The organism is Nostoc sp. FACHB-888, from assembly GCF_014696655.1.
GTDB lineage: Bacteria > Cyanobacteriota > Cyanobacteriia > Cyanobacteriales > Nostocaceae > Nostoc.
Window position 1 is genome coordinate 1 of record NZ_JACJQM010000110.1, and the last position, 15,483, is coordinate 15,483.

Here is a 15,483-nt window from a genome sequence, read left to right on the forward strand (position 1 = left end):
AATGGCGGCATTGCTGAAAAATTGGAGTGCTGATTTAGTTCTCTGCACCAACGGCAAAGCCGATCTAACCGCTGATCAAAGGACACTGTTGGAAAACCACAGAATCCTTGTTCGCGGAGAGAAAATCATCCGACTCGAAGGCGATAACGGACAATTAGAAAACATCGTTTTTGAGACAAACGAGAAAATTGCGCGTCGCGGAATACTGATCCGACTAAAGCAAACACTCCGTTCAAACCTAGCTGAAAAGTTAGGCTGTGAGTTGAATGAATTCAATTTAATCAAGACGACCAATGTTTTTAACGAAACTAGCGTCAAAGGCGTTTATGCGGCAGGTGACATCACTTTACCCATGCAAGGGATCGCCGTTGCTGTTTTTCAGGGTAGCGTTGCTGCTGGCGGCTTAAATCACTTTCTGATTATGGAAGATTTCGTCTAAATCAAGGTAATTCAATCTTCATCAGAACAAGCATCGTGGCTGGTCTAGTTTCATAGACCAAGAGAGTAGGGAAAACCTTCTCTCCAACAGGGTTAGGCTTTTTAACTAAGGAGAAATCATGAAATCCAATCAAAGCGTCGTCATAGAGCGACTGCAACAAGCACAGAACGCGCATGACCTGGAAGCGCTTTTAGCCTGCTTTGCACCTAACTTTCAGGGCAATCATCCACTTCATTCTGAGAGAGGTTTCGAGGGAATTGAGGATGTCCCTAAGAATTGGTCTGTCATATTCCACAACATCCCAGACTTTCACTCAGAGTTGCTCCGTTTGGCAGTTGAGGGTGACATGACCTGGGCTGAGTGGTACTGGTTTGGCACCCATCGTGATGGTTCGCAATTTGGTATGCGCGGGGTGACTATTCTTGGCATACAAACGGATCAGATTGAGTGGGCACGCTTGTATATGGAACCTGTGTAAGCTTCATGACTTACCAATTTCTTTTTCAATACCTTTGCCAAAATAAGAGCTTAGAAAAATTTTGGCAAAATTGGCAAAATTACCCATACATAAGCGTTTCGCTTAAAAGGTAGTTTGTTATCTCAAACCCCTATACTGCGGTCAATACGTAAAAAAAAACCTTGTGGGAAACCTTAAAGGAATTTTTAGAACTTATTGTTTTTGCCAAACCGAGCGAGAACAGCGAGTAATAGTGAAAACGTTATCAACTCAGGCTCGTAAATTGGCGAAGGTATTGTTTTTAGGAGATGTAATCCCGATCTCTCAACCAGACCAATCCTTGCATCATTCCTGATATAAGCTTACGTTTATCGGCTTCGAGTAATTTGATGCATTGGGTTTCGTATTTGAGTTGTCATTCCTGGCGGACCGCACGCCATTAACTGGACTCACGCTGATCAGGTCAATCCCATGTTACTGGACTTCCTACAACATCGCGATCAAAAGCGACCAGTCCAACCCGTCGTCTCACACTTCGGCAAGCTCGACATCCTCGTGAACAATGCGGCCATTACGGTTCAGGGCAAGAGGGTTGCCGGAAGCGATCATGGATCTTCACGCAATCCGCCGGATCGCAACCTTGGAGGAGGTGGCGGCGACCGTTTGCTTCCTCGCAGGTTCAGACGCGGGCTACATCAGCGGCGGCGTAGTGGATGTGTCCGGCGGATTCCAAATCTGAGCTTCGACGCTTAGGCTGAAAGAAGATCAAAACTTTTACACTCACAATTAACGAAAGGAAAAGAAATGGCTGAAAAATTTGGTGCAAAATCGACCGCCGACGAGGTGCTTTCCGGCATTGATCTCAAGGGAAAGCGATTTTTCATTACGGGTGTATCGTCGGGCATTGGGCTTGAAACCGCCCGCTCACTGGTCTCTCACGGCGCTAGCGTCGTTGGCGCGGTCAGGAACCTTGCTAAAGCTGAGCCAGCTACTGCATCGGTTCGTGATGCCGCGTCGCAGGGCGGCAGCCTGGAGTTGATCAATCTCGATCTGGCATCCTTGCAAAGCGTTCGTGCCTGCGCGGATAAACTGTTGGCTGACGGACACATCGCTAACGCTGGCGTTATGGCAACTCCGTTCGGTCGGACGATCGACGGCTTTGAAGTCCAGTTCGGGACCAACTATCTGGGTCATTTTGCTTTGATCAATCGGATCGAGCCGCTGCTCGCTGATAACGCGCGCTTGGTGGTGCTGTCGTCCCAGGCTCATCGCGTCGCCGATGTTGACCTGGACGATCCGAATTTTGAGCAACAGGCATATGATCCATTTGTCGCCTATGGCCGATCGAAAACCGCCAATTCACTGTTCGCTGTGGAGTTTGACAGGCGGCATCGCGATCGCGGCATTCGGGCTGCTTCGGTGATGCCCGGAAACAGTCTGACGGATCTACCCCGCCATTTCTCGCCGGAGGACTTGCAGGGACTTTTGCAGACTGTTGACGCAGCGCGCACGGAAGCGGGCCTGCCGCCGAAAGAGTTGAAAGAAATTCCGCAGGCAGCCGCGACATCGGTTTGGGCCGCAGTCGTGGCGAATAAAGACGAGATCGGTGGACATTATCTCGAAGATTGTGCGATCGCACCGATTGATGACACGCCCAACCCGTTTGCCGATGGCGTTAGGTCGTATGCGCTCGACGCTAACAAAGCCAAGCAACTTTGGGCGAAAAGCGAGGAATTGATCAGCGCTGCGTCTTAAAGGTTATCGCGCACATCTAAACGCAATAATCCATTCCACTTTCGTACTTGGATGAACACTCACAAGAATGCCTGATTGACGTATAGCGTTAATCACCATGCCTTACGTTTCCCGTAAACTCAACCAGGAAAACACCATGTCACAAAAACTCTCAGGAAAAGTTGCGCTTGTCACTGGCGGCTCTAGCGGTATCGGGCTTGCTACTGCCAAGCGATTTGTCGCCGAAGGTGCCTATGTCTTTATCACGGGTCGTCGTCAGACTGAACTTGATGCTGCTGTAAACGAGATTGGTAAGAACGTAACTGGCATTCAGGGCGATGTCTCCAATCTGGCAGACCTTGATCGGCTTTACGCCACGATCGAGCAAGAGCAAGGTCACTTGGATGTAATCTTTGCCAATGCTGGCGGTGGCGAATTCATCCCGCTTGGATCGATCACCGAGGAGCACTTTGACAAAACCTTCAACACCAATGTCAAGGGTCTACTGTTCACTGTGCAAAAGGCACTGCCGCTGATGCCAGAGGGCGCTTCCATCATCCTGAATGCCTCAACTGCTTCCATCAAGGGTATTCCAGCTTCCAGCGTGTATAGCGCCACCAAAGCCGCCGTGCGATCGTTTGCCCGCACCTGGACAGTCGACCTCAAAGACCACCAGATTCGAGTGAATGTGGTCAGCCCTGGTCTCATTCCGACTCCCGCTTACGATCTTCTGTGGGGACTCAGTGAAGAGCAACTGAAAGAATTGGTGGCGAACCTAGCTAAAAATGTCCCATTGGGACGAGCTGGTACGCCCGACGAGATCGCCAAAGCCGTTGTCTTTCTAGCTTCAGATGACAGCAGCTATGTAAGCGGCATTGAGCTATTCGTCGATGGTGGCTTCACACAAATCTAAGATCGCTTCCCAGTTAAAAAGCACTACCCGATTGCGTGTGAAAGTCCATCTATAAACTTCCCATCGAACAGAGTCGAAGGAGAAACACACATGCCACAGGAAAAGATGCCACAAGTCTCTGACAAAGAACTGATGATGAGTAACACGCTCATGATTCAGCCTGAGTACCGCGAGGAGTTCTTGATGGAACTCTGGGAGATCCTGCCTCAAGCCCGCCGTTTGGAAGCGTGCATCTCACTTGAGGTCGGTGAGGTCGCCGATCAGCCTGGGATGTTTGTGCTGTCCGAGCGCTGGCGTAACGGAAACGAGTACCTGAACGAGATCCTGCAACTGCCCTTCTACCAGCGGTACCTGGAACGCAGCGAACCATTCTACGCAGCTTTGCGAGCAGTTCTTGTCCTCACGTCAATCTAAATGGGTGCTGTGTCCAGAGCGGTCACCTAACAATGCAGCAGACGGTCTCAAGCCGCTAGTGCTGCGTTCGAGTTTCTTTGCCGCCGCTGATTTGAGCCGTTGGGCGTTTCGGGTAATGTGAGGTGTGGAACGGATGACGGATAAACTTGAGCACAACAAACAGACGGTCACGGCGTTTTATGACCTGATGTTCAATCAGTGTCAGCCCGCAGAAGCCATCGAGAAATATGTCGGCGATGTGTACATCCAGCACAACCCAGCGGTGGCCAACGGGAAGCAGGCTTTCATCGAATATTTCAAGAGGATGGCGAAAGAATATCCGGGCAAGTGCGTCCAGTTTAAGCGCGTCTTCGCTGAAGGCAATTATGTAGTCTTGCATTGCTACCAGCAATGGCCGGGCGACAACGACTGGGCAGGCATCGACATCTTCCGCCTGGATGATAAAGGCAAGATAGTCGAGCATTGGGACGTGCTTCAGACCGTCCCAGAAGCGTCGGCTAACAATAACACGATGTTCTGATTGAACAGAGGAGAGATTCAGATGTCAGAGAACAATAAAGCCATCTTACAAAAGGCAAACGCGGCGATCGCTGATCAGGTCAATCTCTTGTTGTTGGACTTTCTTCAGGGGTGATTATCTATCGAATCTTTTATCGCTAAAAGGGTTCTAATATGTTTTCTAGACTGATGATAGCGGTTGCAACCACAGTGCTAATGATTGTGACCTCTTGTATTTTTCCAGCGGTATCACCACTGGGCAAAAGTGCGATCGCTCAAGTGCCAGGTGTCTATCCATTCAAGTTAGGTGATTTCACAATTACAGTCCTGAGCGACGGCACACTCCCCCAGGATCTACATACACTGCTGTCGAATACGAACCTAACAGAAACTGACCGCCTGCTTCAGAAAAACTTTCTGACTAATCCTGTCGAGGCATCGATTAATGCTTTCTTGATCGACACTGGAGATCAACAAGTACTCGTGGACACGGGAGCGGAACCTTTTTTGGTCCAAAACTGGGCGGCAAGCTTCAAACATCGTTAAAGGCAGCAGGCTACACGCCTAACGAGATTGATGCAATCCTCCTGACTCATATTCATACCGATCATAGTGGGGGGCTGGTCCAGGGCGGCCGCATCATGTCAATAAGACTAGACTATTCTCAATAGACGTAAAAATAATCTCGTTAAACCCTGCTTATTGACAAAGATTTTAGCGATCACTTTGAGCCTTGGAAAATAAATCAAGCCAGAAATACTGATTTTTTCGTTGATTCTCAATTTCAGTAGTCACTACGTATACTTTAGATGCGTTCGCCCTGGAACCCCCACTGACTCCACCAAAACTTAGTGTAGTTTCTCAACCAGTACCGACTCAAGACTTGCGAGTTAAAAATATTCGCACTTTACTTGATTATCCCCTTGATTTGGTCAAAGAGTGGTTGCAATTTCAAGACACTAATAGCCCCAGCCAATTGCATATTAGCAAGATTGATGAACTGGTGAAGACTATGTGTTTGGCTTGGGCAGCAGATAAGTGTGACCATCCCAATCATACTGAATCTTTGTATCAAAAATTAGTTGTTGATGCTGTTGTTAATGGTGCTGATGAGTTAACAGCAATCAGCACATGGATGCAACAGTTGCAAACAGCAAAGACTGGAGCAGTGTAAATCAGAATCAGGATTCAGAATAATTCTGGCTTCTAAAGCCTAAATTAATCAAACAGGAATTACCCATGAAAGTCATCGTTACAGTTGTTGAAAAAATCACAAGTGAAGCACACATCGATATCCCTGATGGGCTAAATCAATCCGCAATTAAACAGCATATAGTAGACCGCTACAACACTGGAGAGATGTCCACAGATATGAACATCTTCCAAGTGGATTTTGAATCAATCAGCGCTCAAATTGTCAAAGAACATTCTACTAAATCTGCATAAATATGGGAGCTAATCAAATGCATACCAAATGGACTGATGAAGAACTCGCAATCATTGAAGAAATGGCTTGTCTCTACACTGTTAAGCAAATAGCATATCGGCTCAAAAAAAGAGGATACGCACGTTCAACATCAGCTATTCAAAACAAACTGCGTTTTTTAGGATACTCCGCACGTCCAATTCTTGATAACTACAACTGCTGCGAAATTGCCAGAGTTCTGCAACTCAATTCAGCAACTGTTTGGAGTTGGGTTAAAAAGGGCTGGATACGCACAACCCGGCGCTCTGGTAGATATCACCAAATCAAGAGCAAAGACTTAAAACGATTTCTTCAGAATCCACCTCAACGCATTAAAAACCGCATTGCTGCCATTGATAAAGAGAAGATCGAATATTTAGTGGGAAAACTCGCATGATTGACAACATTAACGCACTCAAAACTAGCTGGTATCTTTCCCCACCTTGGCGTGGAACAATTCCACCCGTTGAGGTGAATTTACTGGAGAAAGTATACCTCATAACTACGAGAACATTTGGCTACTGTTGCGGTATGCAATGGAAGCATGAGTGCTGGATTTATTCAATTGATTGCCGTAATGAAATACTCCACACTACACAAAACCAAATCATCGGGACGGGAGAATTAGAAGCCATCAAGGTGCAAAAACCTGCCTTCGTTCTGGGCGAAAGAGTGATGCTCTGTTCTCACGATAAAGGAACAAAGCAACGGCTGATTTTGGGGGTTGGGCTTGTGAATAACTCTTGGTTTTACGTCGTCGAATTGATGTCGTCAACGTTAATTAAGACACCGACTATATCGAATCGTTTCTCATTAGTTGGTGAAAAAAGCTTAGTGCGGGTAAATGTTTAAAGTTTTGAGATTTACTTAGGAGTCGAGCAACATGAATTTACCTTTAAATCAAAGTGTTTTAGTCGAGTCTCCATCATTAAGAACTTCTGCACTTTCTAACCTAGATAATTCACGCGCAGAAGTTGTTCTCAGCAAAGCAAAGGCAATAGTGTTCGCTGTATGGAATGGTAGCGGCTGGGCAACTACTGCACAAATAGCGGAATATTTTTCAGTTACAGAGTCCGCAGTCAAAGAACTAACAAGAGTAAATCAATCTGAATTCCAAACCCAAGAAACTAAAACCCTTACAGGCATTGACTTACGTGATGCTCGACAGACACTCTGTCTACCATCTAGAACTTCCCAAGTTAGAGTGTTTTCGGCTTTGGGTGCGTTAAGGATCGCAATGATCTTGCAGCAGTCTCAAGTAGCAGCGCAAGTTAGAACCATCATTTTAGATTTGGTTGCAGCAGTTCCAAGCATCACTCCTCAAACTCCCGCACCTGTTCCTGCTCTCCCACCGATTGAGCAGCGCCTACAAACTTTGGTCGAGGCGATGAAAACTTTAGCCCAACTCACAGGTGGCAGACTCAACCCATACATAGAGCAGCATTTTCAAGACTTCGCCGCCAATCTCCTAGCCCAACACAATCAACAAGCACTTTCCGGTAGCCAACAGAAATGGATGGGTGTGGTCAACTTTGCAGAGAGCGAACTGGGTAAAAAAGTCCCATTAAGCGGTTCCCATTATCGCGGTCATCTCGGTACTTGGGTTCGCACCTTTTACCCGCAACTGGGAGAGCGCCAGGAAATACGTTTGGTCAACGGCACTCAGCAGTCTGTTTACGTTTACGCCTGTCATGACCCAATTGTTGCAGACGGTCTGACCAAAGCGATTGAAGAATTTTTCGCTCATCCAGACCCGACTGCTGCATTAAAACAGGCGGGGGCTTTTACTACCAAGAAGCCACGGGTGTTGGTCAAAAAATGAAAGCGATCGCACTCATTAGTCTAGGGCGAACGCTTGGTTGCAATTGCATCTGTGATCGGTGCTGGGTTCATCGTATCAGTTTTCGCTTCATCACTCGAAATCTCAAGCAGGTTTTTAGATTTTCATCCATCAAAAATAAGGACAAACTCTCATGCAACAACTTACACTTTTCTCTGAATCTACCCCAGTTTTACCAGTCACTTACTACCCCGATTTCTTAAGCCAAGAACTTGCAAACGAACTCTACCAACACTGTCTACAACTGGAGTGGCAGCAAAATCAAATCAGAATCGCTGGTAAAACAATGCCCGTCCCCCGCCTAGAGTGCATTTACGGTGATGCTGGATGTGATTACCTTTACTCAAAGTGCGTGTTTTTAAAACCTCTGACTTGGACAGATAATCTGGCTAACTTGCGGGACAGAATCACTGCGCTGACTGGCTACAAGTTTCGCATTGTTATTGGAAATCAATACCGCAGTGGCCAGGATTCGATTGGTTGGCATTCCGACAATGAACCATCAATGGGATCTAACCCTGCAATCGTATCAGTCAGCTTGGGGTCATGTCGCAAATTCCAGATCAAACCTATCGGCGGTAGACCAACAGATTTCTGGCTGGAACACGGGAGCTTGCAAGTGAAGCACCCTGGCTGTCAGTCCACACATCTTCACCAAGTTCCCAAAACCAACAAAGTGGTTAGCACACGTATCAATCTCACATTCAGACCACACACAGCCGGGAAAAGATAACGCTGTAGCTGGCTGTTGAGGATTTCATAGCCAGCATAAGCATCGCAAGAAGTTTGAACTGGCGGCACAGACTCAAGTGCCGCACCCTGCACCATGCGTCAAAAAAAAACAGAGAGAATATGCGTATAATCGAATCTGATTCTCAAGCAAAACATTTACAGGAATGGCTGGGCAGTGGAGTTGACGAAGAAATCTTTCACCTGAACGTGAAATCACTCTTTGGGACTTTACCCTACGAATATCTGCTTTATAGTCCCAAAATCTCCCGTCGCAATGATGGACGACTGCGTGATCGCGATTTGAAGAAATACCAGCACATTGAACTAGGCGGCTGGTGGTGCAATGGCGTTGACCCCCTCAACAACTATGTCCTGATGATGTGGGGCTGTTTCAAACCCGACCACCCCAGACGCGACCGCCAGAAAGTTCACAAATTCATCAAGTATGAACACCCATTCAGAGAAGAGACACGCGCTTTCTTCCTCTTAGTGCCGAATCGCATTTGGGTAAAAGTCTCCAATCGTAGCGGTATTCCCATTACTGAAGAAGACCTACAGCACCCTGGTGGCTTCTGGCACTGGGTTTGGCGGCACAATGTACCAGTGACAATTGTAGAAGGTGTCAAGAAAGCGGGGGCGTTATTGACTGCTGGTTATGCAACGATCGCTATCCCCGGTGTCAACGCTGGATACCGCACACCTACTGATGAGTACGGTACAACTAATGGCAAACCATACCTCATCCCAGACTTAAAGCATTTTGCAACACAGGGGAGACAGGTTAACATCTGCTTTGACCAGGACAATAAACCTGAGACAGTTCAGCGAGTCAGAACCGCTATCAGTCGTATGGGAAGGCTGCTGGTAAACGAAGGGTGTTCGCTGCGAGTGATTGATTTACCGTTAGGGGCAGAAAAAGGGGTTGATGATTTTATCGTCGCCAAGGGTCAGCCAGCATTTGATGCACTCTACAACACTGCCGTTACACTGGAGTTGTGGGAGATTAAGCTGTTTACCTTGTTGACTTATCCTCCAGTGATCGCACTCAATCAAAGATTCTTGGGCCAGCTTCTCGTCCCCGAAGGTGAAAAGCTGATTATCCTCAAGGCTCCCAAAGGTACTGGCAAAACCGAATGGCTGGCAACTGAGGTGGCGAAAGCACACGACCAAGAGAGACGAGTATTAATTATCACCCATCGTATCCAGCTAGGTGAGGCATTGTGCAATCGCTTCGGAGTTAACTATGTTACCGAAGTCCGCACGAATGAAACAGGCACATTGTTGGGATATGGCGTGTGTGTGGATTCGTTGCATCAGGAAAGTCAGGCGCGATTCAACCCGAACGACTGGGCGAATGATGTGATTATTATTGATGAGTGTGACCAAGTTTTTTGGCATTTACTTAACTCTGGTACGGAAGTGCAAAAACGTCGGGTATCTGTCCTCAAAAACCTCAAACAACTGGTACAGAATGTTTTGGGCAGCAGTCAGGGAAAGATTTATCTGTCTAGTGCGGATGTCTCAGATACTGATGTGAAGTATATTTTATCACTCGCTGGAGAATATCGAGTTAACCCGTTCGTCATCGTCAACAACTATCGGCACGTAGCTGGAAACTGTTACAACTACTCTGGCAGTAACCCGAAAAATCTCATCGCTGCACTGGACAAAGCAATTGCCAAAGGTGGGCATCATTTACTCTGTTGCTCTGCTCAAAAGGCTAAGTCTAAATGGGGAACCCAGGCACTTGAAGAACGGTTTCGCCGCAAATTTCCACACCTGCGAATCCTGAGAATTGACAGCGAATCTGTTGCTGATCCATCTCATGCGGCTTTCGGTTGTATCGCTCACCTCAATGAGATTTTGACCCAGTACGATTTGGTTATCGCATCTCCAAGTTTAGAAACTGGAGTCAGCATCGATATTCGAGGACATTTTGATGGTGTTTGGGGAATTTTTCAGGGAGTGCAGCCGGTTAACTCCGTGCGTCAGATGTTGGCAAGGGTTAGGGAAACTGTTGACCGTCACATTTGGGTGAGAGAGTGGGGGATGTCGGTTGTGGGCAATGGCTCTACATCCATCGGAGGATTGTTGAGAAGTCAACACGTCGCCACACAAGCGAACATTGCGCTGTTATCGGCGGCCGACAATGACGACTACAGCTTTGTTGACCAGAATTTTCAGCCCGAATCTTTGCAAACTTGGGGGAAACGTGGTTCTGTAATCAATGTAGAAATGCGGCGTTATAGAGAATCTGTACTTACAGGATTAGTCGAGGATGGGTACACCGTTATTGACGCGGAAGATGCTGATGATGAAGAAAGTGGGGCAGTAATCGAGTCGGTTAAAGCCGCGTCTGTTGAATTGTATGCTGCGGAGTGTCAGGCGATCGCGGATTCTGTTGAACTCTCTGGGGCTGAACTCAAGAAGCTGCAAGACAAAAGAGCGAAAACTAAAACTGAACGACATCAGCAACGCAAGGCTGAATTATCCCGTCGCTACGAAATTGACGTGACCCCTGAGCTTGTAGAGAAAGATGACGATGGGTGGTATCCTCAGTTGCGGATGCACTACTATTTGACACTGGGGCGGGAATTTCTGACCAACCGTGATACGAAACGGGCAGCAGCGCAGTTAGAAGCAGGGGAGAATTCGGTTTGGAAACCAGATTTTAACAAGGGGCAGTTATTACCTGCTGTGTTGTTACTCGAAAATCTTCAGATGTTGCAGTTTCTTACACCAGACGTTCAGTTGCGGGGGTCTGATGAAAAGATGCTGGAGTTTAAGGCACTGGCTGTAACGCATCGGCACGTTAAGTAGGTGGGTGGAATTAATTATAAGATAGAAAGACTGCTAAATTAGCCTATTATGCCTGCGCCTTTACGCATCATTCTCACGCCAGAAGAAAACCGAACCTTAACTGAACTGCGACTAGCTCAGTATCTTCCCCAAAGAACCCGTGACCGAGCGCATATGTTGCGCCTGAACGCTCAGGGATGGAACGTAGCAGCGATTGCTAAGATGTTCGAGTGTCATGCTCATACGGTGAGAGCGACTCTGAGGCGATGGGAAAAAGGAGGATTAGGAGGACTGTGGGAAGCTCCGGGAAGGGGAGCAAAACCAAAGTGGCAAGCTTCAGACCTGGATTACCTAACGAAGTGTTTGGAGGAAGAACCCCGGACTTACAATAGTATGCAGTTAGCGAAGAAGTTGCAACAAGAGCGGTTAGTGGATTTGAGTAGTGACCGATTGAGACGATTACTCAAAAAAAAACTATCGTTGGAAACGAACCCGAAGCAGCCATCGTCGCAAACAAGACCCGGTAAAAAAGGCAATTAAGCAAGCAGACTTGGATACCTTAAAGCTAGCCGCACAACAGGGGCATATTCAACTCAAGTATCTCGATGAAGCCGGATTTTGCCTCTGGAGTCCAGTCAGCTACACCTATAGTCGGATTGGAGAGCAGAAACGGATAGAGCAAACCCGAAATCGCTATGGTAACCGGATTAGTATTTTAGGCTTGTGGCAACCAGGCGAACAGTTCGATTATGCCCTGGCTCAAGGCGGATTCGATGGACAAAGCTACATTCAGGTCATGGATTGGATGGCTCGCATTGCCTCACAAACTTTAGAGCAAACTGGTCGTTTCACTGTGGTTGTTCAGGACAATGGTTCCCTCCATACCAGTCTTTTGGTACGTCAACAGTGGCCACGTTGGCAGGAGCAAGGTCTATTCGTCTTCTTTTTGCCTCCTTATTGTTCTCAGATGAATCCAATTGAAACCCAGTGGCATCAGCTCAAAACTCATGAAATTGCCGGACAGATGTTTGATAATGAGTACGATTTAGCCATTGCTGTCATGGATGGCATGAAAACTCGTAGCGAAGCAGGTGAATACACACTAGAGCGTTTTCTATTTAATTGTACCTAGCTACTTATAGCGATCGCTTCTGGTGTTTCTCCATCCTGCGGTTTAATCATCGGGATGAACGGGGGGATAATTGTGGGTTCTATTTCTGGCTCTCCCTTACTAGCAGTGGCCCAGCAGCTGATTGATATCAGATGTTCTACTTAATCAGAGGCATATCAAGCAACATCAATAGTCTTTGAGGTGCTATAGACAATTATTCAAGGGAGTTTTTACAGGCTCGATTAAATACCAACCGCACACGACCAATTGTTCAACACAAAAGGAACTCTTGCTCGACAGTCGGGTAAAAACGCTAACGGTAGGCTTTTTGATGCCTGAGATTTTCCCACGTTTTATGTAAAGCCGTGCTTCTAGTACGGGGTTTAAGACCTAATAATTTCGATGAATAAAATGTTTTTTAGTTCAAATGACTGGCAAAGCATAACTTTTCGCCTCGCCGTAGCACTTTTAGTTGGTGGTGTAATTGGTATTAACCGTCAGAGCAACGGTAGACCTGCTAGCTTACGCACTTTTATAGTAGTCAGTTTAAGCGCTGCTTTATTTGCGATGATTCCTTTACAAATAGGAGGTGATGATAGTTTTGTTGATAGTGCAATCGCCCGTTCTACTGCTCTTAATGCAATTGCTCGTATAGTCCAAGGAGTAGCAACAGGCGTGGGTTTCTTAGGAACTGGAATCATTTTACGAGAACAAAAATCTGAATTTAGTCGCCAAGAAGTCAAAGGGGTGACTACTGCTGCAACTATTTGGCTTGTAGGAGGATTAGGAGCCGCAGCTGGCTGTGGTTTATGGCAAATGAGTTTGGTTGCTTGCTCCCTGGCACTACTAGTTCTGACTAAATTTAAGAAACTCAAAAAGTCTAATTTGATTTTCTTCAATAACAAATCAAAAGAAATAGAAAATGCTCAAGCACAAAAGTAGTTAAAATTACAAAAACTTTTCACGAAAATCCTTAAAAACTTGAAAATCACTTTCATAGCCCGTACCGCCCTTGCCTTGGAGTTCAGGATTGTCAAGAGTTAAAATTTGGCGGACTTAAGCAATTTGCTAGATGTTTGAGACTTGAGTGTTGTCAAGCCCAGAATTCGGGTTGAATCAGGTCGCTGGCGAGTGCTATTAAACTAGCAAAATCAATCCGGCTCAAGAGTATCCACAATCGAACTTGGGCGCGGCAACGGTCGATACCTGTTAATCTGATGATGCGCCACAGAGTTATAAGCAGCGGCAACCAAGGATAGGTCAAACGAATGATATGCCAAAAAAGCTTGCGGGACATCTCTATTCAACTTGCAATCAAACCGATCTCAAGGCAAATTCACAGAAGTTAACTGGTTGCACATTTAATTCTGCACGCAATACTACCACAGGCTTTTCCCAGAAATGTTCCCATTTTTGAGCAATCAAGGGTTTAGCTTTGTTGCCCATGCTCCATCCTTGTGAGATCGCCATCAGCAAAAAAGAGAGAAATTGCGGTCGCCACAGACTTACAGAAATTAGTGCGTTGGCAATCAACAAGCTTGCTAACGGTAGTTGAAGTTGTGCCAAATAAAAAGCTTGTAAGCCAATTTCTCCAATTTCACTTGTATCAAATCCGGTTATGATGTGCCAAATATCATGGGTCTGCCGCCAGCGATTTTCTATGTAACTGCTATCAGAATTGCTCTTTATTTCTGGCTCTAGCGTTTTAAAGCTTAACTGTTTCATGTGGCTAGCATAGGTGTAGCCCAAGGAATCTGGAGGATATTGTAGTAAAGCTTCTAAATCATGTGTAGGAGCAATATAGCGTTCTGCCAAGATATCTGCTACTTCTGGAATTGTTTTCATACTTGCAACCGCTAGTTGAAAAGCACGACTATCGAGTAGACTATTGCTCAATTCCCAAACAGGTTTTAGATTACCCTTTTCATCTAACAAAAGCATGACGAAAGCTTTTATCCCTTTGAGTGTCTGAACAATGGATGGCATGATATGACCTGTTAATTATCAAATTTACCACAAACATGAACAATGCTCATTTTTAATATATGAACATTGTTCATGTTTGTCAATGATAATCTTGAAGGATGACAAAAGAACTTCACAAAGCCTCAACCATGCGACGCCAACCCAAGCAGGCACGTAGCCAAGAACGAGTTCATCACATTTTGGATGTGGCGGAGCAGCTTTTTATCGAATTTGGTTATGAGCAAACCACTACAAGAGCCATCGCCACACGTGCAGCCATTCCAGTTGGCTCGTTATACCAATTTTTTCCAGACAAAGAGGCACTTGTCCGGGCGCTTGCCGATCGCTATTTTGAACAGGAATATCAAATTTTTGTACAACTTCATGCAGAGCTGGCAAAGGCTGATATTGCTACTTATGTTGAGCGCATGGTAAATGCGTTTGAAGATTTTGCACAGCAGCATCCTGGTTATCGAGCAGTATTAGGACAGTTAATCGACTTGATGACCCTTACTGATGCCAGTAAGTTTAACGAATATGACCAACAGATATTAGTTGAACTAGCTGATTTCTTTTCACGGAGAAATCCTCAACTCGATGCCACTCAATCTCGACTAATTGCCACAACCGTAGTTAAAGTCTCTAATGAACTACTGTGGCTTTCATTCACGCGTGAGCCACTTGAGCGCAAACAACTAGTGAAGGAAACCAAAACCTTAATTACTGCTTATTTGCAAACATATCAAATTTAACTATCTTGAATATCTTCGATACTTGCTCCCGCCTTTGTGATAGACGTTTCTACCTCTATGAAGCCCAAAAGTTCTTCTTCAAACGCAGTCAAATACGACCGCTTCAACTCCCCAAGTACTTCAACATAGCAGAATGGCACTAAGAAAAGCCGAAAGACTTATGAGTTAAGCGGTTTACAATTGTTTGCGTAATTCATGCCGAGGTTTAGTCATTACAGCGCTTCCGGCTATTATGCAATATAGTTTTCTCCTTGCCCCTATCCTAAGCTAATCGGCACTTAAGTTGCATAATAAGAAAATGAAGCCATTTCAAAGCAACGATGCCGCCCCCAGCCAAAAACTTTTTAACGCCAGAACAAGTAAG

At 46.0% G+C, this 15,483-nt stretch carries 19 protein-coding genes and 1 pseudogene; 18 read left to right on the plus strand and 2 right to left on the minus strand.

The window, feature by feature from the left end; genetic code table 11:
• From H6G26_RS31610 to H6G26_RS31690, 17 genes and pseudogenes are all read left to right on the plus strand, one after another.
• The coding region (locus H6G26_RS31610) for an FAD-dependent oxidoreductase (protein WP_190734625.1) at window positions 1–439 on the plus strand (439 nt) is incomplete at its 5' end.
• A gap of 118 nt (window positions 440–557) precedes the next feature.
• Complete coding sequence (locus tag H6G26_RS31615; RefSeq protein WP_190734627.1) at window positions 558–917, plus strand: nuclear transport factor 2 family protein; 360 nt, start codon at window positions 558–560, stop codon at window positions 915–917.
• A gap of 783 nt (window positions 918–1,700) precedes the next feature.
• Window positions 1,701–2,651, plus strand: coding sequence for an SDR family NAD(P)-dependent oxidoreductase (locus H6G26_RS31625; protein WP_190734632.1), 951 nt, complete (start codon window positions 1,701–1,703; stop codon window positions 2,649–2,651).
• A 136-nt stretch (window positions 2,652–2,787) separates the two neighbouring features.
• On the plus strand, window positions 2,788–3,543 hold the full coding sequence (locus H6G26_RS31630; RefSeq protein WP_190734633.1) for a glucose 1-dehydrogenase: 756 nt from the start codon (window positions 2,788–2,790) through the stop codon (window positions 3,541–3,543).
• 90 nt (window positions 3,544–3,633) lie between these two features.
• Window positions 3,634–3,957: an antibiotic biosynthesis monooxygenase gene (locus H6G26_RS31635; protein ID WP_190734635.1), complete on the plus strand. Its 324-nt coding sequence runs from the start codon at window positions 3,634–3,636 to the stop codon at window positions 3,955–3,957.
• A 133-nt stretch (window positions 3,958–4,090) separates the two neighbouring features.
• Complete coding sequence (locus H6G26_RS31640) at window positions 4,091–4,477, plus strand: nuclear transport factor 2 family protein (RefSeq protein ID WP_190734637.1); 387 nt, start codon at window positions 4,091–4,093, stop codon at window positions 4,475–4,477.
• Between the two features lie 194 nt (window positions 4,478–4,671).
• On the plus strand, window positions 4,672–5,001 hold the full coding sequence (locus H6G26_RS31645; RefSeq protein WP_242054000.1) for a hypothetical protein: 330 nt from the start codon (window positions 4,672–4,674) through the stop codon (window positions 4,999–5,001).
• Window positions 4,974–5,126, plus strand: a complete 153-nt coding sequence (locus H6G26_RS43060) for an MBL fold metallo-hydrolase (RefSeq protein ID WP_242054002.1) — start codon at window positions 4,974–4,976, stop codon at window positions 5,124–5,126. Before H6G26_RS31645 ends, H6G26_RS43060 begins: the two co-directional genes overlap by 28 nt.
• A gap of 212 nt (window positions 5,127–5,338) precedes the next feature.
• The gene (locus H6G26_RS31650; protein ID WP_190734639.1) at window positions 5,339–5,629 is read left to right on the plus strand and encodes a hypothetical protein; all 291 of its coding nucleotides are present in this window, start codon (window positions 5,339–5,341) and stop codon (window positions 5,627–5,629) included.
• Window positions 5,630–5,694: 65 nt separating this feature from the next.
• Window positions 5,695–5,901: a hypothetical protein gene (locus H6G26_RS31655; protein WP_190734641.1), complete on the plus strand. Its 207-nt coding sequence runs from the start codon at window positions 5,695–5,697 to the stop codon at window positions 5,899–5,901.
• A 17-nt stretch (window positions 5,902–5,918) separates the two neighbouring features.
• Window positions 5,919–6,317, plus strand: a complete 399-nt coding sequence (locus H6G26_RS31660) for a hypothetical protein (RefSeq protein ID WP_190734643.1) — start codon at window positions 5,919–5,921, stop codon at window positions 6,315–6,317.
• Window positions 6,314–6,772 carry a DUF1392 domain-containing protein gene (locus H6G26_RS31665; protein ID WP_190734645.1) on the plus strand — a complete coding sequence of 153 codons (459 nt, stop codon included), beginning with the start codon at window positions 6,314–6,316 and terminating at the stop codon, window positions 6,770–6,772. The genes H6G26_RS31660 and H6G26_RS31665 overlap by 4 nt, the downstream gene beginning before the upstream one ends.
• A gap of 31 nt (window positions 6,773–6,803) precedes the next feature.
• Complete coding sequence (locus H6G26_RS31670; RefSeq protein WP_190734647.1) at window positions 6,804–7,742, plus strand: hypothetical protein; 939 nt, start codon at window positions 6,804–6,806, stop codon at window positions 7,740–7,742.
• Window positions 7,743–7,893: 151 nt separating this feature from the next.
• Window positions 7,894–8,493, plus strand: a complete 600-nt coding sequence (locus H6G26_RS31675) for an alpha-ketoglutarate-dependent dioxygenase AlkB (protein WP_190734649.1) — start codon at window positions 7,894–7,896, stop codon at window positions 8,491–8,493.
• A 119-nt stretch (window positions 8,494–8,612) separates the two neighbouring features.
• Complete coding sequence (locus H6G26_RS31680) at window positions 8,613–11,312, plus strand: plasmid replication protein, CyRepA1 family (protein ID WP_242054001.1); 2,700 nt, start codon at window positions 8,613–8,615, stop codon at window positions 11,310–11,312.
• 48 nt (window positions 11,313–11,360) lie between these two features.
• A pseudogene (locus H6G26_RS31685) lies at window positions 11,361–12,423 on the plus strand (IS630 family transposase).
• A gap of 390 nt (window positions 12,424–12,813) precedes the next feature.
• Window positions 12,814–13,344 carry an MgtC/SapB family protein gene (locus tag H6G26_RS31690; RefSeq protein ID WP_190734651.1) on the plus strand — a complete coding sequence of 177 codons (531 nt, stop codon included), beginning with the start codon at window positions 12,814–12,816 and terminating at the stop codon, window positions 13,342–13,344.
• A gap of 151 nt (window positions 13,345–13,495) precedes the next feature.
• On the opposite strand, the gene H6G26_RS31695 is transcribed toward H6G26_RS31690, so the two are convergent.
• A complete protein-coding gene (locus H6G26_RS31695; RefSeq protein ID WP_190734653.1) occupies window positions 13,496–13,699 on the minus strand; it encodes a hypothetical protein in 204 nt (67 codons plus the stop codon).
• A 17-nt stretch (window positions 13,700–13,716) separates the two neighbouring features.
• Window positions 13,717–14,388, minus strand: a complete 672-nt coding sequence (locus H6G26_RS31700) for a Coq4 family protein (protein ID WP_190734655.1) — start codon at window positions 14,386–14,388, stop codon at window positions 13,717–13,719.
• Window positions 14,389–14,486: 98 nt separating this feature from the next.
• Here H6G26_RS31700 and H6G26_RS31705 point away from each other — a divergent pair, with 98 nt between their 5' ends.
• Window positions 14,487–15,119: a TetR/AcrR family transcriptional regulator gene (locus H6G26_RS31705; protein WP_190734657.1), complete on the plus strand. Its 633-nt coding sequence runs from the start codon at window positions 14,487–14,489 to the stop codon at window positions 15,117–15,119.
• Window positions 15,120–15,483: the final 364 nt, after the last annotated feature.